The 19,229-nt window shown below is 53.0% G+C and carries 17 protein-coding genes and 1 rRNA gene; 10 read left to right on the forward strand and 8 right to left on the reverse strand.

Annotated elements, in window-relative coordinates; all coding sequences use genetic code 11:
- Positions 1 to 21 precede the first annotated feature (21 nt).
- The 5 genes from dnaE (at position 22) to tilS (ending at position 8,524) form a co-directional block, all read left to right on the forward strand.
- Positions 22 to 3,504 (forward strand): DNA polymerase III subunit alpha, encoded by a 3,483-nt coding sequence (gene dnaE / locus OGV71_RS05190; protein WP_003018516.1) that lies wholly within the window; start codon positions 22 to 24, stop codon positions 3,502 to 3,504.
- 12 nt (positions 3,505 to 3,516) lie between these two features.
- Entirely contained in the window at positions 3,517 to 4,476 is a 960-nt protein-coding gene (accA, locus tag OGV71_RS05195; RefSeq protein ID WP_003018513.1) for an acetyl-CoA carboxylase carboxyl transferase subunit alpha, read from the forward strand.
- Between the two features lie 99 nt (positions 4,477 to 4,575).
- On the forward strand, positions 4,576 to 6,714 hold the full coding sequence (gene ldcC, locus OGV71_RS05200; RefSeq protein WP_032948560.1) for a lysine decarboxylase LdcC: 2,139 nt from the start codon (positions 4,576 to 4,578) through the stop codon (positions 6,712 to 6,714).
- 66 nt (positions 6,715 to 6,780) lie between these two features.
- Positions 6,781 to 7,170 carry a VOC family protein gene (locus OGV71_RS05205; protein ID WP_286532784.1) on the forward strand — a complete coding sequence of 130 codons (390 nt, stop codon included), beginning with the start codon at positions 6,781 to 6,783 and terminating at the stop codon, positions 7,168 to 7,170.
- A gap of 61 nt (positions 7,171 to 7,231) precedes the next feature.
- Positions 7,232 to 8,524 carry a tRNA lysidine(34) synthetase TilS gene (tilS, locus tag OGV71_RS05210; RefSeq protein WP_071696628.1) on the forward strand — a complete coding sequence of 431 codons (1,293 nt, stop codon included), beginning with the start codon at positions 7,232 to 7,234 and terminating at the stop codon, positions 8,522 to 8,524.
- 62 nt (positions 8,525 to 8,586) lie between these two features.
- Here the strand turns inward: tilS and rof are convergent, their stop codons facing one another.
- Together rof and OGV71_RS05220 are read right to left on the reverse strand one after the other, a co-directional pair.
- Entirely contained in the window at positions 8,587 to 8,847 is a 261-nt protein-coding gene (rof, locus tag OGV71_RS05215; RefSeq protein ID WP_003018503.1) for a Rho-binding antiterminator, read from the reverse strand.
- Positions 8,834 to 9,034, reverse strand: coding sequence for a YaeP family protein (locus tag OGV71_RS05220; protein ID WP_003018499.1), 201 nt, complete (start codon positions 9,032 to 9,034; stop codon positions 8,834 to 8,836). The genes rof and OGV71_RS05220 overlap by 14 nt, the downstream gene beginning before the upstream one ends.
- A gap of 188 nt (positions 9,035 to 9,222) precedes the next feature.
- Here OGV71_RS05220 and OGV71_RS05225 point away from each other — a divergent pair, with 188 nt between their 5' ends.
- Genes OGV71_RS05225 through nlpE form a run of 3 tightly spaced genes read left to right on the forward strand, consistent with a single transcriptional unit; the run spans position 9,223 to position 10,916 of the window.
- Positions 9,223 to 9,768: a YaeQ family protein gene (locus OGV71_RS05225; protein WP_071696629.1), complete on the forward strand. Its 546-nt coding sequence runs from the start codon at positions 9,223 to 9,225 to the stop codon at positions 9,766 to 9,768.
- Entirely contained in the window at positions 9,765 to 10,187 is a 423-nt protein-coding gene (arfB, locus tag OGV71_RS05230; protein WP_003018489.1) for an alternative ribosome rescue aminoacyl-tRNA hydrolase ArfB, read from the forward strand. Before OGV71_RS05225 ends, arfB begins: the two co-directional genes overlap by 4 nt.
- A gap of 30 nt (positions 10,188 to 10,217) precedes the next feature.
- Positions 10,218 to 10,916, forward strand: a complete 699-nt coding sequence (gene nlpE / locus OGV71_RS05235; RefSeq protein WP_085951559.1) for an envelope stress response activation lipoprotein NlpE — start codon at positions 10,218 to 10,220, stop codon at positions 10,914 to 10,916.
- A gap of 44 nt (positions 10,917 to 10,960) precedes the next feature.
- Here the strand turns inward: nlpE and proS are convergent, their stop codons facing one another.
- From proS to metN, 6 genes are all read right to left on the reverse strand, one after another.
- Complete coding sequence (proS, locus tag OGV71_RS05240; protein ID WP_016149584.1) at positions 10,961 to 12,679, reverse strand: proline--tRNA ligase; 1,719 nt, start codon at positions 12,677 to 12,679, stop codon at positions 10,961 to 10,963.
- 113 nt (positions 12,680 to 12,792) lie between these two features.
- Positions 12,793 to 13,500: a tRNA (N6-threonylcarbamoyladenosine(37)-N6)-methyltransferase TrmO gene (tsaA, locus tag OGV71_RS05245; RefSeq protein WP_049015783.1), complete on the reverse strand. Its 708-nt coding sequence runs from the start codon at positions 13,498 to 13,500 to the stop codon at positions 12,793 to 12,795.
- Complete coding sequence (rcsF, locus tag OGV71_RS05250; RefSeq protein ID WP_286532789.1) at positions 13,497 to 13,901, reverse strand: envelope stress sensor lipoprotein RcsF; 405 nt, start codon at positions 13,899 to 13,901, stop codon at positions 13,497 to 13,499. Before rcsF ends, tsaA begins: the two co-directional genes overlap by 4 nt.
- A gap of 116 nt (positions 13,902 to 14,017) precedes the next feature.
- Entirely contained in the window at positions 14,018 to 14,833 is an 816-nt protein-coding gene (gene metQ, locus OGV71_RS05255; protein ID WP_003018474.1) for a methionine ABC transporter substrate-binding lipoprotein MetQ, read from the reverse strand.
- Positions 14,834 to 14,877: 44 nt separating this feature from the next.
- Positions 14,878 to 15,531, reverse strand: a complete 654-nt coding sequence (locus OGV71_RS05260; RefSeq protein WP_003018471.1) for a methionine ABC transporter permease MetI — start codon at positions 15,529 to 15,531, stop codon at positions 14,878 to 14,880.
- Entirely contained in the window at positions 15,524 to 16,555 is a 1,032-nt protein-coding gene (metN, locus tag OGV71_RS05265) for a methionine ABC transporter ATP-binding protein MetN (protein WP_003018468.1), read from the reverse strand. The genes OGV71_RS05260 and metN overlap by 8 nt, the downstream gene beginning before the upstream one ends.
- A gap of 189 nt (positions 16,556 to 16,744) precedes the next feature.
- Here metN and gmhB point away from each other — a divergent pair, with 189 nt between their 5' ends.
- Both gmhB and OGV71_RS05275 read left to right on the forward strand, forming a co-directional pair.
- Entirely contained in the window at positions 16,745 to 17,311 is a 567-nt protein-coding gene (gene gmhB / locus OGV71_RS05270) for a D-glycero-beta-D-manno-heptose 1,7-bisphosphate 7-phosphatase (RefSeq protein WP_003829138.1), read from the forward strand.
- Positions 17,312 to 17,677: 366 nt separating this feature from the next.
- Positions 17,678 to 19,219: ribosomal RNA gene (locus OGV71_RS05275) — 16S ribosomal RNA — on the forward strand.
- Positions 19,220 to 19,229 lie beyond the last annotated feature (10 nt).

Below are 19,229 nucleotides of genomic sequence, written 5' to 3' on the forward strand. Positions count from 1 at the left end.
TTGTGTCGAAGGAATCTGAAGATGTCTGAACCACGTTTCGTCCACCTACGGGTGCACAGCGACTACTCCATGATCGATGGGCTGGCGAAAACCGGACCGCTGGTAAAAAAGGCGGCCGCGTTAGGCATGCCTGCGCTGGCGATCACCGATTTTACCAACCTGTGTGGTCTGGTGAAGTTTTACGGAGCGGGCCATGGCGCGGGTATCAAGCCGATAGTTGGCGCAGATTTTCATGTCCGCAGTGAGCTGTTGGGCGATGAACTCACGCAGCTTACCGTGCTGGCCGCAAATAATACCGGCTATCAGAACCTGACGTTGTTGATTTCGAAAGCCTATCAGCGCGGCTATGGCGCAGAAGGACCGGTTATCGACCGGGACTGGTTGGTCGAGTTAAAAGAAGGTTTGATTTTGCTCTCCGGCGGTCGCATGGGTGATGTCGGACGAAGTCTGCTGCGCGGCAATAACGCACTGGTTGACGAGTGCGTGGCGTTTTACGAAGAACATTTTCCCAATTGCTATTTCCTCGAACTGATTCGCACCGGCAGGCAAGATGAAGAAAATTATCTGCACGCAGCCGTAGCACTGGCCGAAACGCGTGGTCTACCGGTGGTGGCGACTAACGATGTCCGCTTCCTTGAAACCGGAGATTTCGATGCGCATGAAATCCGCGTAGCGATCCACGACGGCTTTACCCTTGATGACCCGAAACGCCCGCGTAACTATTCGCCGCAGCAGTACATGCGCAGCGAAGATGAGATGTGCGAGCTGTTCTCCGATATTCCGGAAGCACTGCAAAACACCGTCGAGATAGCTAAACGCTGCAACGTGACGGTGCGTTTGGGCGAATATTTCCTGCCGCAGTTCCCGACCGGCGATATGACCACCGAAGATTTCCTTGTGGCGAAATCACGCGAAGGGCTGGAAGAACGTCTCGAATTTTTGTTCCCTGACCCTGAAGTTCGTGCGCAGAAGCGCCCACCTTACGATGAACGTCTGGAAGTTGAACTTAAAGTTATCAACCAGATGGGATTCCCGGGCTACTTCCTGATCGTTATGGAATTTATCCAGTGGTCGAAAGATAACGGCGTACCGGTCGGCCCGGGACGTGGTTCCGGTGCTGGCTCACTTGTTGCCTATGCGCTGAAAATTACCGATCTCGACCCGCTGGAATTTGACCTGCTGTTCGAACGTTTCCTTAACCCGGAACGTGTCTCAATGCCCGACTTCGACGTTGACTTCTGTATGGAGAAACGCGACCAGGTCATCGAGCACGTGGCGGAAATGTACGGTCGTGATGCGGTTTCGCAGATTATTACCTTCGGTACGATGGCAGCAAAAGCGGTTATCCGCGACGTGGGCCGCGTACTGGGGCATCCGTACGGCTTCGTTGACCGTATTTCGAAGCTAGTACCGCCCGATCCGGGCATGACGCTGGCAAAAGCCTTTGAAGCCGAACCCCAACTGCCGGAAATCTATGAGGCAGATGAAGAGGTTAAAGCGCTGATCGATATGGCGCGTAAGCTGGAAGGCGTCACGCGTAACGCCGGTAAGCACGCCGGTGGTGTGGTTATCGCACCGACCAAAATTACTGATTTTGCTCCGCTGTACTGCGATGAACAGGGGCTGCACCCGGTTACTCAGTTTGATAAGAACGATGTGGAATATGCTGGTCTTGTGAAGTTCGACTTCCTCGGCCTGCGTACGCTCACCATCATCAACTGGGCGCTGGAAATGATCAACGCGCGCCGTGAAAAGAACGGTGAGCCACCGCTGGATATTGCGGCTATCCCGCTGGATGACAAGAAAAGCTTCGATATGCTGCAACGCTCGGAGACCACGGCGGTCTTCCAGCTTGAATCCCGCGGCATGAAAGACCTGATCAAACGTCTGCAGCCTGACTGCTTCGAAGATATGATCGCACTGGTGGCTCTGTTCCGTCCTGGCCCGCTACAGTCGGGGATGGTAGATAACTTTATCGATCGTAAGCATGGTCGCGAAGAGATTTCCTATCCGGATGTACAATGGCAGCATGAGTGTCTGAAACCGGTACTGGAGCCGACCTACGGCATTATCCTGTATCAGGAACAGGTTATGCAGATTGCCCAGGAGTTGTCCGGGTACACCCTTGGCGGCGCGGATATGCTGCGTCGTGCGATGGGTAAGAAAAAGCCGGAAGAGATGGCCAAGCAGCGCGGCACCTTTGAAGAAGGGGCGAAAAAGCGCGGCGTAGACGGCGAACTGGCGATGAAAATCTTTGACCTGGTGGAGAAATTCGCCGGTTACGGATTTAACAAATCGCACTCCGCTGCCTATGCGCTGGTTTCTTACCAGACTCTGTGGCTGAAGGCGCATTATCCTGCCGAGTTTATGGCGGCGGTAATGACCGCCGATATGGATAACACCGAGAAAGTCGTCGGACTGGTGGATGAATGCTGGCGCATGGGGCTCAAAATCCTGCCGCCGGATATCAACTCCGGGCTTTACCATTTTCACGTGAATGATGATGGCGAGATTGTTTATGGCATCGGCGCGATAAAAGGCGTGGGTGAAGGGCCAATTGAAGCTATTATTGAGGCGCGTAACGAAGGCGGCTACTTCCGTGAGCTGTTTGATCTCTGCGCGCGCACGGATATCAAAAAACTTAACCGCCGGGTGCTGGAAAAGCTAATCATGTCCGGGGCGTTTGATCGCCTTGGCCCGCATCGTGCGGCGTTGATGAATTCGCTCAACGACGCACTAAAAGCCGCCGATCAGCATGCAAAAGCCGAAGCTATTGGTCAGGCCGATATGTTTGGCGTGCTGGCGGAAGAACCGGAGCAAATTGAACAATCCTATGCCAGCTGCCAACCGTGGCCGGAGCAGGTGGTATTAGACGGTGAGCGTGAAACGTTGGGGCTTTACCTGACGGGACACCCCATCAACCAGTATTTAAAAGAAATTGAGCGCTATGTCGGAGGCTACAGGCTGAAAGACATGCATCCGACAGAACGTGGTAAAGTCACCACGGCTGCGGGGCTCGTCATTGCTGCGCGGGTAATGGTCACCAAGCGCGGCAATCGTATCGGCATCTGTACACTGGATGACCGTTCCGGACGTCTGGAGGTTATGTTGTTTACCGATGCTCTGGATAAATACCAGCAATTGCTGGAAAAAGACCGCATACTTATCGTCAGCGGACAGGTCAGCTTTGATGACTTCAGTGGCGGGCTTAAAATGATGGCCCGTGAAGTCATGGATATTGACGAAGCCCGGGAAAAATATGCTCGCGGGCTTGCTATCTCGCTGACGGACAGGCAAATTGATGACCAGCTTTTAAACCGACTCCGTCAGTCTCTGGAACCCCACCGCTCGGGGACAATTCCAGTACATCTCTACTATCAGAGGGCGGATGCACGTGCGCGGTTGCGTTTTGGCGCGACGTGGCGTGTCTCTCCGAGCGATCGTTTGCTAAACGATCTCCGTGGCCTTATTGGTTCGGAGCAGGTGGAACTGGAGTTTGACTAATACAGGAATACTATGAGTCTGAATTTCCTTGATTTTGAACAGCCGATTGCAGAGCTGGAAGCAAAAATCGATTCTTTGACTGCGGTTAGCCGTCAGGATGAGAAACTGGATATTAACATCGATGAAGAAGTGCATCGTCTGCGTGAAAAAAGCGTAGAACTGACGCGTAAAATCTTCGCCGATCTTGGCGCATGGCAGGTAGCCCAACTGGCGCGCCATCCACAGCGTCCGTACACCCTGGATTATGTCCGCCTGGCGTTTGATGAATTTGATGAGCTGGCGGGCGATCGAGCCTATGCGGATGATAAAGCTATTGTCGGCGGTATTGCGCGTCTGGATGGCCGTCCGGTGATGATCATTGGTCATCAGAAAGGCCGTGAGACCAAAGAAAAGATTCGCCGTAATTTCGGCATGCCAGCGCCGGAAGGCTATCGCAAAGCGCTGCGCCTGATGGAAATGGCCGAGCGCTTCAACATGCCGATCATTACCTTCATCGACACCCCAGGGGCTTACCCGGGCGTGGGCGCGGAAGAACGTGGTCAGTCAGAAGCGATTGCGCGCAACCTGCGCGAAATGTCACGTCTGAGCGTGCCGGTAATCTGCACCGTTATCGGTGAAGGTGGTTCCGGCGGCGCGCTGGCTATCGGTGTGGGCGATAAAGTGAATATGCTGCAGTACAGCACCTATTCCGTTATCTCCCCGGAAGGTTGTGCTTCCATTCTGTGGAAAAGCGCCGACAAAGCGCCGCTGGCCGCAGAAGCAATGGGAATTATCGCGCCGCGTCTGAAAGAGCTGAAGCTGATTGACTCTATCATCCCGGAACCGCTGGGCGGCGCGCACCGCAACCCTGAAGTAATGGCTGCGTCCCTGAAGGCACAGCTGCTGGCCGATCTCGCCGATCTCGACGTGTTAAGCAAAGATGATCTGAAAAACCGTCGTTACCAGCGTCTGATGAGCTACGGTTACGCGTAAACTGCATTAATTCTGAAAAGGGCCACAATGCTGTGGCCCTTTTTTTTACCTGTGGTTTGGCCAGGCTATGATTAACTAAGGTTTTTCCAGGAGGAACGCATGAATATCATTGCCATCATGGGACCGCATGGCGTCTTTTATAAAGATGAGCCCATCAAGGAACTTGAATGTGCGCTGCAGCAGCAGGGGTTTCAGATTATCTGGCCGCAGAATAGCGTCGACCTGCTGAAGTTTATCGAACATAACCCGCGAATTTGCGGCGTCATTTTTGACTGGGATGAATACAGTCTGGAGCTGTGCAGCGATATCAACCAGCTCAACGAGTATCTCCCGCTCTACGCCTTTATTAATACCCATTCGACGATGGATGTCAGTGCGCACGACCTGCGCATGGCGCTGTGGTTTTTTGAGTATGCACTGGGTCAGTCTGAAGACATTGCCACCCGCATCCGCCAGTACACCAGCGAATACCTCGATAACATCACGCCTCCTTTCACCAAAGCGCTGTTTACCTATGTGAAGGAAGGGAAGTATACCTTCTGCACGCCTGGGCACATGGCGGGAACGGCGTACCAGAAAAGTCCGGTCGGCTGCCTGTTCTATGATTTCTTTGGCGGTAATACGCTGAAAGCCGACGTGTCCATTTCCGTAACCGAACTGGGCTCATTGCTTGATCATACCGGTCCGCACCTGGAAGCGGAGGAGTATATCGCGCGTACTTTTGGTGCCGAGCAGAGCTATATGGTGACCAACGGCACCTCGACATCGAACAAGATTGTCGGTATGTATGCTGCACCTGCAGGCAGTACGCTCCTGATTGACCGCAACTGCCATAAGTCACTGGCGCATTTGCTGATGATGAGTGATGTGGTGCCAATCTGGCTGAAGCCCACGCGTAACGCGCTGGGGATCCTCGGCGGTATACCCCGTCGGGAATTTACCCACGCAAGCATTGAACGCAAAGTTGAGGAAACCAATCAGGCGCAATGGCCGGTCCACGCGGTGATCACCAACTCCACCTATGATGGCCTGTTGTATAACACCAACTGGATCAAACAAACGCTGGATGTGCCCTCCATCCATTTTGATTCAGCCTGGGTGCCGTATACCCATTTTCATCCGATCTATCAGGGGAAAAGCGGGATGAGCGGCGAACGGGTACCGGGAAAGGTGATTTTTGAAACCCAGTCCACCCACAAGATGCTGGCGGCGTTGTCACAGGCTTCGCTGATCCACATTAAGGGCGACTATGATGAAGACACGTTCAACGAAGCCTTTATGATGCACACCTCTACGTCTCCGAGCTATCCGATAGTGGCGTCGATAGAAACGGCGGCGGCAATGCTGCGTGGCAATTCAGGCAAGCGGTTAATCAATCGTTCGGTGGAACGGGCGCTGCATTTCCGTAAAGAAGTGCAACGTCTGCGTGAAGAGTCGGATGGTTGGTTCTTTGATATCTGGCAGCCGGAAAAGGTAGATGAAGCAGAATGTTGGCCGGTAGCGCCAGGTGAAGACTGGCACGGATTTGTTGATGCTGATGCCGACCACATGTTCCTTGACCCGGTGAAGGTCACGATTTTGACGCCGGGAATGGATGAACAGGGAAATATGAGCGAAGAGGGGATCCCCGCGGCGCTGGTGGCGAAATTCCTTGATGAACGCGGCGTCGTAGTCGAGAAGACGGGACCGTATAACCTGTTGTTCCTGTTCAGCATTGGTATTGATAAAACCCGGGCGATGGGGCTGCTACGTGGCCTGACGGAATTTAAGCGCTCGTACGATCTGAATTTACGTGTGAAAAATATGCTGCCGGATCTATATGCTGAAGATCCCGATTTCTATCGCAATATGCGTATTCAGGATCTGGCGCAAGGGATCCATCAGTTGATCCGCCAGCACGATCTCTCCGGGTTGATGCTGCGGGCATTTGATACCTTGCCGGAAATGAAAATGACGCCGCACCAGGCCTGGCAGCGGCAGATCAAAGGTGAGGTCGAAACGGTAGCACTTGATCAACTGGTGGGGCGCGTTTCTGCCAATATGATCCTGCCTTATCCTCCCGGTGTGCCGCTTTTGATGCCCGGGGAAATGATCACTGCCAAAAGCCGGGCTGTCCTCGATTTTCTTCTGATGCTGTGCTCGGTAGGGCAGCGCTACCCTGGATTTGAAACCGATATCCATGGCGCTAAACTGGGTGAGGATGGCCTGTATCGCGTGAGAGTCTTAAAAATGGCATAACGACTTGCCTGACCCCAAGACGTTCGAGTAACGTTCTGACAGAAAAATGAAAGAGGCGATGACGCTATGCTGGGATTAAAACAGGTTCACCATATTGCCATTATTGCGACTGACTACGCGGCGAGTAAGGCATTTTACTGCGATGTGCTTGGCTTTACACTGATGAGCGAAGCCTATCGGGAAGAGAGAGACTCGTGGAAAGGCGATCTGGCATTGAACGGCCAGTATGTGATTGAGCTTTTTTCTTTCCCGTTTCCACCTTGCCGTCCGAGCCGACCGGAAGCCTGCGGTTTGCGTCATCTGGCGTTCAGCGTAGATGACGTGGAAAAGGCGATAATTCATCTGGAAAGCCATGATGTGAAATGCGAGCCGGTACGAATCGATCCGTTTACCGGCAAACGTTTTATGTTTTTTAACGATCCGGACGGATTACCCCTCGAACTGTACGAGCTGTAGGGCTTGTCATTGTGGCGTTAGCCCGGTAACGTGCCGGGCAATGCCATTGTAAGTAACCATCATGACGACACTCACGCTGAACACTTCGCTGCTGAATTCTCAATCGATTCTGGTCGCCTTTAGCGGCGGGCTGGATTCCACCGTATTGCTGCATCAGTTGGTGCAGTGGCGAGCGCTGCATCCTGATGTTGCTTTACGCGCAATCCACATTCATCACGGATTAAGCCCACACGCAGACAGTTGGGTACAGCACTGTGAGTCGGTATGCGCGCAGTGGCAGGTGCCGCTGGTGGTTGAGCGGGTATACCTTGAGGATGATGGTCTGGGCATCGAAGCCCAGGCGCGACGCGCGCGCTATCAGGCGTTTGCGCAGACCTTACTACCGGGCGAGGTGCTGATGACCGCACAGCATCTCGATGACCAGTGTGAAACCTTTCTGTTGGCGCTTAAGCGCGGCAGTGGTCCTGCCGGACTTTCCGCCATGGGGGAAAGCTCTCCGTTTGCCGGAACCCAGCTGATTCGACCGCTGCTGGCGCAAACGCGAGAGGCGCTTGAAGCATGGGCACAGCAGCATGAATTATGCTGGATTGAAGATGAAAGTAATCAGGATGATACCTACGATCGCAATTTCCTCAGATTGCGCGTTACCCCATTGCTCCAACAGCGCTGGCCGCACTTCGCGCAAGCCGTTGCCCGCAGCGCTGCGCTGTGCGCTGAGCAGGAGAGTTTACTGGATGAACTGCTGGCCAGCGATTTAGCCGATTGCATCACACCCCGCGGAACACTGTTACTGACGCCATTAATGATGATGAGTGGCGTGCGTCGTGCCGCGCTGCTTCGTCGCTGGCTGGCGGGGTTAAATGCGCCGATGCCTTCCCGTGATGGGCTGGAACGTATCTGGCAGGAAGTGGCGCTGGCGCGGGAAGATGCGTCACCAAGTTTTCGCCTCGGGGAGTACGAGGTCCGTCGTTATCAGTCACAGCTGTGGTGGGTGAAGTCAGTCGATGGGCAAAGCGAAACTGTTATCCCGTGGTTAGAGTGGAAAACACCGTTGACGCTGCCTGCCGGATTGGGTTCGGTTCAGTTAATCTCTGCGGGTGATTTGCGCTTGCCACAAGCGGATGAAGTCGTCAGTATCCGTTTTAAAGCGCCAGGGTTATTGCATATTGTCGGGCGTAACGGCGGACGGAAATTAAAGAAAATCTGGCAGGAGCAGGGGATCCCGCCCTGGCGACGAGATACCACACCGCTGCTGTTTTACGGCGAAACGTTGATTTCGGCTGCGGGTGTTTTCGTGACGCGTGAGGGGACGGCAGAAGGTGAAGAAGGTGTAAGTCTGGTATGGCATGCCTGATGGCGCTGCGCTTATCAGGCCTACGTTTCACATGGAAAGTAGGCCGGATAAGGCGAAAAAAGTTAAGATTCGCTGACCACCACGGTACCGATCTGCGGGTGGCTGAAGCTGGCAATTTTGTCGAGACGAAGCTCCCGGGTTTCACCTGCGACATCTGCGACCAGATACTCCACGTTTTTACGTGAAACCAGGTCGTTCGCTTTCGCCTGCAAAACTTCGCCATCTTTTAGCGCCAGCGTCAGTAACAAATGGTGCTGGCAGGCGAGTTCAAGATTGTCGTAATCATCGCAGTTGATGGGTTGATACGTTTCATTCATTGACATAATCGCTCACCAGTAAGTTCGCGGCAGCATACGCCGCTTTTTCCCTGACCGACTCTGGAAGGGCGCTGTCTGCCGCCACTTCATTAAGCACCTTCAATACGCAACCCAGCGCATCCGGGATATACCCTAAGTCTCCGCTGGCGATTTCCGCGTACCGCTTGCGTATTAACTCACAATATTTTTCCACATGCCCTCCTGTCAGCACTCTGACTTAACCGTGGATGCAAGTCTAAGCCTACGAAGATAAACTCTGTTTAGCAAGGTGACTATACCATACTCATTCAAGCAATATCAGCGCCTTGATAGTGGAGCAGTTAGCAGCCTTTTGCCGCAGTTTTCGCTACAATGTGCGCCTGATTCGAAAGGAGTTCTCTCATGGCGCTTAAAGCGACAATTTATAAAGCCGTCGTCAACGTAGCGGATCTTGACCGCAACCAGTTCCTTGACGCGGCCTTGACGCTGGCGCGTCACCCCTCTGAAACCCAGGAGCGCATGATGTTGCGCCTGCTGGCCTGGATCAAATATGCCGATGAACGGCTGCAGTTCACGCGTGGTCTGAGTGCGGAAGACGAGCCTGAAGCATGGCTGCGTAACGACCATCTGGGTATCGATCTCTGGATTGAGCTGGGTCTGCCGGATGAGCGCCGTATTAAAAAAGCCTGTACCCAGTCTGGAGAGGTTGCCCTGTTTGCTTACAACAGCCGTGCGGCTCAGAGCTGGTGGCAGCAAAATCAGAACAAGTGCGCGCAGTTTAAAAATCTGACCGTGTGGTATCTGGATGATGAACAACTGGCGCAACTGAGTGATTTTGCAGGTCGTACAATGGCGCTGCAGGCAACTATCCAGGACGGTGCTATCTGGCTGTCTGACTCTCAGAACAATCTGGAAATTCATCTGACCGCGTGGCAGCCGCGTTCATGATTGTTATCTCCCGAAACGTCTCTATCCCTGATAATGAGCTGGAAATCACGGCGATTCGGGCGCAGGGCGCGGGCGGTCAGCACGTTAACAAGACCTCGACGGCTATCCATTTGCGCTTTGACATTCGGGCCTCTGGCCTGCCAGAGTATTACAAGGAACGTTTGCTTGCCGCCAGCCATCATCTGATTAGCGGTGATGGCGTTATTATCATTAAGGCGCAGGAATACCGTAGCCAGGAACTTAATCGGGAAGCGGCAATCTCCCGGCTGGTAGCGGTGATAAAAGAATTAACCGCAGTGCAAAAAAGCCGACAGGCAACTCGCCCTACACGCGCCTCGAAAGAGCGCAGGTTGTCATCGAAGGCGCAAAAATCCACAGTGAAAGCACTGCGTGGGAGAGTTCGTCGAACGCAAGACTGACGAGCGGGAATAAAAATTTATAAGGAATTGATAGTGAAAACAGCAATATTGTCCGTAGTCGCTGCATGCACGCTTTTTTCCTTGATCGGCTGTAATAACCGTACTGAAGTTGAAGTACTACAGCCGACGCGGGCGGCAGAATTAAAACCGATGCAGCAAAGCTGGCGTGGCATCTTACCTTGCGCGGACTGTGAAGGGATTGAAACCTCTCTGTTTCTGGAAAAAGACGGTACATGGGTGATGAACGAACGTTATCAGGGCGTGCGGGATGAACCGTCTTCGTTTGCCTCTTATGGCACATGGGCGCGCACTGCCGACAAGCTGGTGCTGACCGACAGCAAAGGTGAAAAGTCGTACTACCGGGCTAAAGGCGAGGCGCTGGAAATGCTCGATCGTGAAGGTAACCCGATTGAGTCACAGTTTAACTACACGCTCCAGCCAGTTTCCGCCAGCTTACCGGTGACGCCAATGCCGATGCGAGGCATGTATTTCTATATGGCTGACGCGGCAATCTTTACCGACTGCGCAACGGGTAAACGGATGCCGGTGGCGAATAATGCCCAGCTTGAACGTGACTATTTAGCTGCGCGTGCGGAAAACGGACAGTCCGTATTGCTGACGCTTGAGGCGCATTTCACGCTGGAGTCAAACCCGGATACGGGTGAGAAAGTGAAAACGTTGATGGCGGATAAAGACGCGAAATTTATCCCCGGTAAAGCGTGTAATTAATCGATAGAAAAAAGGCCCTGATAATCAGGGCCTTTTTGTTGGTATTAGCCTTTAATGGCTTTGACCAGGAAGTCGACGATGTCGCCGGTTTTAATCAGCTCTTTCTCGCCGTTACGACGGTATTTGTATTCGATATCGTCGTTGTCGAGGTTACGGTCGCCCAGCACGATAGTGTGCGGAATACCGATCAGTTCCATATCGGCAAACATCACGCCCGGACGCTCTTTACGGTCGTCCATCAGCACTTCAATGCCCTGAGCGCGCAGCTCAGCGTACAGTTTTTCAGCCAGTTCCTGCACGCGGTAGGACTTGTGCATGTTCATCGGCAGAATCGCGACCTGGAACGGAGCAATGGCGTCTGGCCATACGATGCCGCGATCGTCATAGTTCTGTTCGATAGCAGCAGCAACCACGCGAGTGACCCCGATACCGTAGCAACCCATGGTCAGGATCTGGTTACGACCATCTTCGCCCTGTACGGCGGCTTTCATCGCTTCAGAGTACTTGGTACCCAACTGGAAGATGTGGCCGACTTCGATACCGCGTTTGATCATCAGCGTACCTTTGCCGTCCGGGCTCGGGTCGCCGGCGACCACGTTACGGATGTCTGCAACTTCCGGGGTGACTACGTCGCGATCCCAGTTGATACCGAAATAGTGTTTACCGTCGATGTTGGCACCGGCAGCGAAATCGCTCATTACTGCAACGGTACGGTCGATAACCACCGGAATCGGCATATTCACCGGACCGAGCGAGCCAGGACCTGCTTTTACCAACGCACGAATTTCTTCTTCGGTGGCAAAGGTCAGCGGGCTGGCAACCTGCGGCAGTTTTTCCGCTTTGACTTCGTTCAGCTCGTGATCGCCACGAACCAGCAGGGCGACCAGCGGGTAGCTGCTGCCTTCAACCGCTTTCACCAGCAGGGTTTTCACGGTTTTTTCGATAGGCAGGTTGAACTGCTCAACTAGTTCGGCGATGGTTTTGGCGTTCGGAGTATCAACCAGCGTCATTTCCTGAGTTGCTGCTGCGCGCGGCTCTTTCGGCGCAACGGCTTCGGCGAATTCGATGTTCGCCGCATAATCGGAGGAGTCGGAGAAGATCACATCGTCTTCGCCGCTCTGTGCCAGGACCTGGAATTCGTGAGAGGCGCTGCCGCCAATAGAACCGGTATCCGCTTGTACTGCACGGAAATCCAGCCCCATACGGCTGAAGATTTTGCTGTACGCAGCGTACATCGCATCGTAGGTTTCCTGCAGGGATTCCTGAGAGGTGTGGAAAGAGTAGGCATCTTTCATCAGGAATTCGCGGGAACGCATCACGCCGAAACGCGGACGGACTTCGTCACGGAATTTGGTCTGGATCTGATAGAAGTTCAGCGGCAGCTGTTTGTAAGAGCTCAGCTCGTTACGGATCAAGTCGGTGATCACTTCTTCATGCGTTGGGCCGAGGACGAACGAACGATCGCCACGGTCAGCAATACGCAGCAGTTCCGGGCCGTATTGTTCCCAACGGCCGCTCTCTTCCCACAGTTCAGAAGGCTGAACGACCGGCATCAACACCTCGATCGCACCGGCGTTGTTCATCTCTTCACGCACGATATTTTCGACTTTTTTCAGGACGCGCACGCCGGTCGGCAGCCAGGTATATAACCCGGAGGCCAGCTTGCGGATCATCCCGGCGCGCAGCATCAGCTGGTGGCTGATGACTTCGGCGTCGGCAGGTGTCTCCTTCAGAGTGGAGAGCAGATATTGGCTAGTACGCATGTTGTTACGGTTCCAGTTGAACGATCGAACAGGCTCAAAACGAGCCTGGCACAAAACAAAAGTGGTTTAGTTTACCAGCGAGAAAGGGATGTCAAAAGAGTACGCGACGCAAATTAGCGGGCTTCCAGAGCAAAGACCTCAAATCCTGACGGTGTGACGCGCCAGCGGACGTTAAAGTCCAGCAGCCAGACGGCGTAGGTTTTGCCTTCTTCCTCATTTTTACGGTAGGCAGGACGCGGATCCTGCGCCAGCACTTCGGTAATAAACTGACGAAGACGCGGGTAACGTTGTTCGAGCTTTGGTAGCTGCTCCGCGAGATCTTCACTGAACGTCACCTCGACGCTGGCCTGAGGTGCGTCCTGGGCATAGCTGGCGCGAGCATCAGGCAGCGATTCGGCAAACGGCAGATACGGCTTAATATCCACTACTGGCGTTCCGTCAACAAGGTCCAGTCCACCGAGTTCGAGGATTACGTGCTCTTTATGGCAGCGGATGCCCCGCAGCTCTACCAACGACATGCCAACAGGGTTAGGACGAAACGTTGAACGTGTGGCAAAGACACCCATTCTGGCGTTGCCACCAAGACGGGGAGGGCGCACGGTCGGACGCCATCCACCTTCCATTGTCTGGTGAAAAACAAAAATCACCCACAAATGACTGAAGGCTTCCAGGCCGCGAACGGCATCGGCCTGGTTATAAGGTGCGAGCAAATGTAGTTCGCCGCAGGCGCTTTTCACCAGACCTGGCTGGCGTGGAACGGCGAACTTTTCTTTATATGGTGAGCGGATAACGCCTATTTGCTCGAACTGAAAATGGCTCATTTCGCCGAAATGTTCAGTGCAGAACCGATGCAAACCGCCTGACGATAGCAACCCGGTGTTCCGCTGGTCACTTCGCAACTGTGCAGCAATACCGCATTAGCTTTCATTTTTGATGCGTTAATCTGCATGCGTTTGCGCGCGGTTGGAATGCTCGGAAGGGAATCCTGGTTGGATGCCTGGCAGGATTCACCGCTAACTTCGCCAAGATCGCGGAACGGCTTGCCTACTAAATCTTCAGCGTTAGTAATGATTCTTACCGGCGTCGCGCGCGGTGCTTTCGGTTTTTCCGGCTCCGCTTTCGGCGGGGTTGCGGTGCTTTGAACGGGTTCAACAGGGGATCTGCTTAACATAGAACAGCCGCTCAGCAAGAGTGCTACTAAACAGATCGGTAAAGCACGCATAATATTTCCTCAATGAATGATCTAAACGTCAGATATTGAATCAGGTGCTTGCATAAATGACAAGACGGGCAAGCGCCCGTCCTGATGATATTACATATTCTGTAAACAGCCTAAAATTACCAGCCCTTAACAGCACCGCCGTTAAAGACTTTGTTTGCTGCTTCGTACACTTCATCAGACTGATATGCCTGAACGAATTTCTTCACGTTCTCAGCATCTTTGTTGTCTTCACGCGTCACGATCAGGTTTACGTACGGAGAATCTTTATCTTCAACAAAGATACCGTCTTTTGCCGGGGTCAGGCCGATCTGGCTGGCGTAGGTGGTGTTGATGACCGCCAGTGCGATTTGAGCATCGTCCAGAGAACGCGGCAGCTGCGGCGCTTCCAGTTCAACCAGCTTCAGATTTTTCGGGTTTTCAATCACGTCCAGCGCGGTCGGCAGCAGGCCAACACCATCTTTCAGCTTGATTAAGCCCACTTTTTGCAGCAGCAGCAAGGAACGGCCAAGGTTAGTCGGGTCGTTTGGAATCGCGACCTGTGAACCGTCCTGCAGCTCATCCAGTGATTTGATTTTTTTGGAATAGCCCGCAATCGGGTAAACAAAAGTATTGCCTACAGCAACCAGCTTGTAACCGCGATCTTTGATCTGCTGATCCAGGTACGGTTTGTGCTGGAAGGCGTTAGCATCGATATCGCCTTTGCTCAGCGCTTCGTTAGGCAGAACGTAATCGTTAAACGTGACCAGCTCAACGTCCAGACCGTATTTTTCTTTAGCTACTTTCTGCGCGACTTCTGCAACCTGCTGCTCTGCGCCAACAATAACGCCCACTTTGATGTGATTAGGATCTTTTTCATCCTGACCGCAACCCACAAGTGCCAGAGAACCGATCAGGGCTCCAACTGCCGCAAAGGTTTTGAATTTGAACGCCATGCTTATTTCCTTTTCTTAATGAGTTTTTAGTGTTGTGTGCAACGTTATTTGTGCGTGACAGCCCGGACGATGCGATCGCCGGATAACTGAATTAAATAAACCAGAACGACGAGCAATACCAGCACTGTATTCATTACGGTAGCGTTGTAGCCAATGTAACCGTACTGATAGCCAATCTGCCCAAGACCACCGGCACCGACGGCACCGCCCATCGCGGAGTAACCAACCAGCGTGATAAGAGTGATGGTGGCCGCATTGACCAGTCCTGGCAGCGCTTCTGGCAGTAATACCTTACGTACAATTTGCAGCGGCGTGGCGCCCATCGCACGAGAGGCTTCTATTAGCCCGGTCGGGATTTCGAGCAGCGCGTTTTCCACCATACGGGCGATAAACGGCGCGGCGCCGACGGTCAGCGGGACGATAGCGGCCTGCAGTCCGATAGAGGTGCCTACGATCATGCGGGTGAACGGAATCATCCACACCAATAAGATGATGAACGGGATGGAACGGAAAATGTTCACCAGCGCAGAGAGCGTACGGTAGAGCTTCGCGTTCTCAATGATTTGCCCCGGACGCGTTACGTACAGCAACACGCCAACCGGCAGACCGATCACAAAACCAAAAAAACCGGACACAAAGGTCATTGCCAGCGTTTCCCATACGCCGCGAACCAGCAGCCACATCATCGGCTCAGACATAACCCAGTACCTCTACTTTTACATGGTGTTCCTGCAACCAGTTGATGGCTGCTTGTGTATCTTCCTGTGTGCCGTGCATTTCAGTCAGCATGATGCCGAATTTCACACCGCCGGCGTAATCCATCTGCGCGCTAATAATGTTGTTATTCACGTTAAAGCGACGGGCCGTCTCAGAGAGCAATGGCGCATCAACGGAATGACCGGTGAATTCCATGCGCAGCATTGGCACACTGTCTGCTTCTGGCTCGGCTTTTAACCGTTCCAGATAATCTTCCGGGATATCCAGGTGCAGCGTGGACTGGATAAATTTCTGTGCCAGCGGCGTTTTCGGGTGTGAGAACACTTCGCTAACGGTGTCCTGTTCGATCAGTTCACCATTACTGATGACCGCCACGCAGTCACAAATGCGTTTTACAACGTCCATCTCATGGGTTATCAGCAGAATGGTAAGTCCCAGACGACGGTTAATGTCTTTCAATAATTCCAGAATCGAGCGGGTCGTTGCCGGATCGAGTGCGCTGGTGGCTTCATCACACAGCAGCACTTTGGGATTGCTTGCCAGCGCACGGGCGATCGCCACACGCTGTTTTTGTCCACCGGAAAGATTGGCCGGGTAGCTATCGTGCTTGTCACCAAGACCAACCAAATCCAACAGTTCTGTTACACGGCGTTTGATCTCTTCTTTTGGCGTGTTATCCAGTTCCAGCGGCAGCGCGACGTTGCCAAACACGGTGCGGGAAGAGAGCAGGTTAAAGTGTTGGAAAATCATGCCGATTTGACGGCGAGCTTTGGTCAGCTCTGACTCAGAAAGCGTCGTGAGTTCCTGACCGCCGACCTGAACGCTGCCTTCGGTTGGGCGTTCAAGTAAGTTAACGCAGCGGATGAGCGTACTTTTACCGGCACCGGAGGCGCCAATAACGCCATAAATCTGCCCGGCAGGAACATGCAGGCTGACGTTATTTAACGCCTGAATGGTGCGAGTCCCCTGCTGGAACACTTTGGTGATATTCGAAAGTTTAATCATTGGTTATTTATTATCGTAATTAAGTTAGCCGTGGCATTTTCGTCTGTCAGGTACGGTCGAAGCCGTCAACAAGATGGATGTTAAGGCATCCAGACGTCTAAATCAATCAGGCTTTGCGCGATGAGCACTTTCTTGCCCGCTGAAACATGCGATACTAGAGCCACATGCCTTATTCAGGAGCTATAAAAGGTGGCAAAGTCTGTACCCGCAATTTTTCTCGACCGTGACGGTACCATTAATGTGGACCACGGTTATGTACATGAGATCGACGAGTTTGAGTTTATCGACGGCGTTATTGATGCCATGCGTGAACTTAAAAAGATGGGTTACGCGCTCATTATTGTGACGAACCAGTCTGGTATCGCGCGTGGTAAATTTACTGAGGCGCAGTTTGAAACGTTGACCGAATGGATGGACTGGTCGCTGGCCGATCGCGATGTTGAGCTGGATGGCATCTACTACTGCCCGCATCACCCACAGGGCACCGTGGAAGAGTATCGTCAGGTCTGCGACTGTCGTAAACCGCATCCTGGCATGTTTATCTCCGCCCGAGACTTCTTGCACATCGATATGGCCGCTTCTTATATGGTAGGCGACAAAATTGAAGATATGCAGGCGGCGGCAGCTGCAAATGTTGGCACGAAGGTATTGGTGCGCACAGGCAAACCCGTCACACCGGAAGCAGAAAATGCGGCAGATTTGGTCATAAATAGTCTGGCAGACCTGCCAATGGCGATAAAAAAGCAGCAAAAGTAAGCGTTGTGGGCAAAAGATGAGCGGTTGAAATAAAAATGCATTTTTCCGCTTGTCTTCCTGAGTCGACTCCCTATAATGCGCCTCCATCGACACGGCGGATGTGAATCACTTCACACAAACAGCCGGTTCGGTTGAAGAGAAAAACCTGAAAATGAGGGTTGACTCTGAAAGAGGAAAGCGTAATATACGCCACCTCGCGACAGAGCGCTAAAGCGCGTCGCAACTGCTCTTTAACAATTTATCAGACAATCTGTGTGGGCACTCGAAGATACGGATTCTTAACGTCGCAAGACGAAAAATGAATACCAAGTCTCTGAGTGAACATACGTAATTCATTACGAAGTTTAATTCACGAGCATCAAACTTAAATTGAAGAGTTTGATCATGGCTCAGATTGAACGCTGGCGGCAGGCCTAACACATGCAAGTCGAACGGTAGCACAGAGGAGCTTGCTCCTTGGGTGACGAGTGGCGGACGGGTGAGTAATGTCTGGGAAACTGCCCGATGGAGGGGGATAACTACTGGAAACGGTAGCTAATACCGCATAACGTCGCAAGACCAAAGAGGGGGACCTTCGGGCCTCTTGCCATCGGATGTGCCCAGATGGGATTAGCTAGTAGGTGGGGTAACGGCTCACCTAGGCGACGATCCCTAGCTGGTCTGAGAGGATGACCAGCCACACTGGAACTGAGACACGGTCCAGACTCCTACGGGAGGCAGCAGTGGGGAATATTGCACAATGGGCGCAAGCCTGATGCAGCCATGCCGCGTGTATGAAGAAGGCCTTCGGGTTGTAAAGTACTTTCAGCGAGGAGGAAGGCGTTGTGGTTAATAACCGCAACGATTGACGTTACTCGCAGAAGAAGCACCGGCTAACTCCGTGCCAGCAGCCGCGGTAATACGGAGGGTGCAAGCGTTAATCGGAATTACTGGGCGTAAAGCGCACGCAGGCGGTCTGTCAAGTCGGATGTGAAATCCCCGGGCTCAACCTGGGAACTGCATCCGAAACTGGCAGGCTAGAGTCTTGTAGAGGGGGGTAGAATTCCAGGTGTAGCGGTGAAATGCGTAGAGATCTGGAGGAATACCGGTGGCGAAGGCGGCCCCCTGGACAAAGACTGACGCTCAGGTGCGAAAGCGTGGGGAGCAAACAGGATTAGATACCCTGGTAGTCCACGCCGTAAACGATGTCGACTTGGAGGTTGTGCCCTTGAGGCGTGGCTTCCGGAGCTAACGCGTTAAGTCGACCGCCTGGGGAGTACGGCCGCAAGGTTAAAACTCAAATGAATTGACGGGGGCCCGCACAAGCGGTGGAGCATGTGGTTTAATTCGATGCAACGCGAAGAACCTTACCTACTCTTGACATCCAGAGAACTTAGCAGAGATGCTTTGGTGCCTTCGGGAACTCTGAGACAGGTGCTGCATGGCTGTCGTCAGCTCGTGTTGTGAAATGTTGGGTTAAGTCCCGCAACGAGCGCAACCCTTATCCTTTGTTGCCAGCGATTCGGTCGGGAACTCAAAGGAGACTGCCAGTGATAAACTGGAGGAAGGTGGGGATGACGTCAAGTCATCATGGCCCTTACGAGTAGGGCTACACACGTGCTACAATGGCATATACAAAGAGAAGCGACCTCGCGAGAGCAAGCGGACCTCATAAAGTATGTCGTAGTCCGGATTGGAGTCTGCAACTCGACTCCATGAAGTCGGAATCGCTAGTAATCGTGGATCAGAATGCCACGGTGAATACGTTCCCGGGCCTTGTACACACCGCCCGTCACACCATGGGAGTGGGTTGCAAAAGAAGTAGGTAGCTTAACCTTCGGGAGGGCGCTTACCACTTTGTGATTCATGACTGGGGTGAAGTCGTAACAAGGTAACCGTAGGGGAACCTGCGGTTGGATCACCTCCTTACCTTAAAGAA

Origin of the sequence: Citrobacter sp. Cf088, assembly GCF_030334295.1 — a bacterium.
GTDB lineage: Bacteria > Pseudomonadota > Gammaproteobacteria > Enterobacterales > Enterobacteriaceae > Citrobacter > Citrobacter freundii.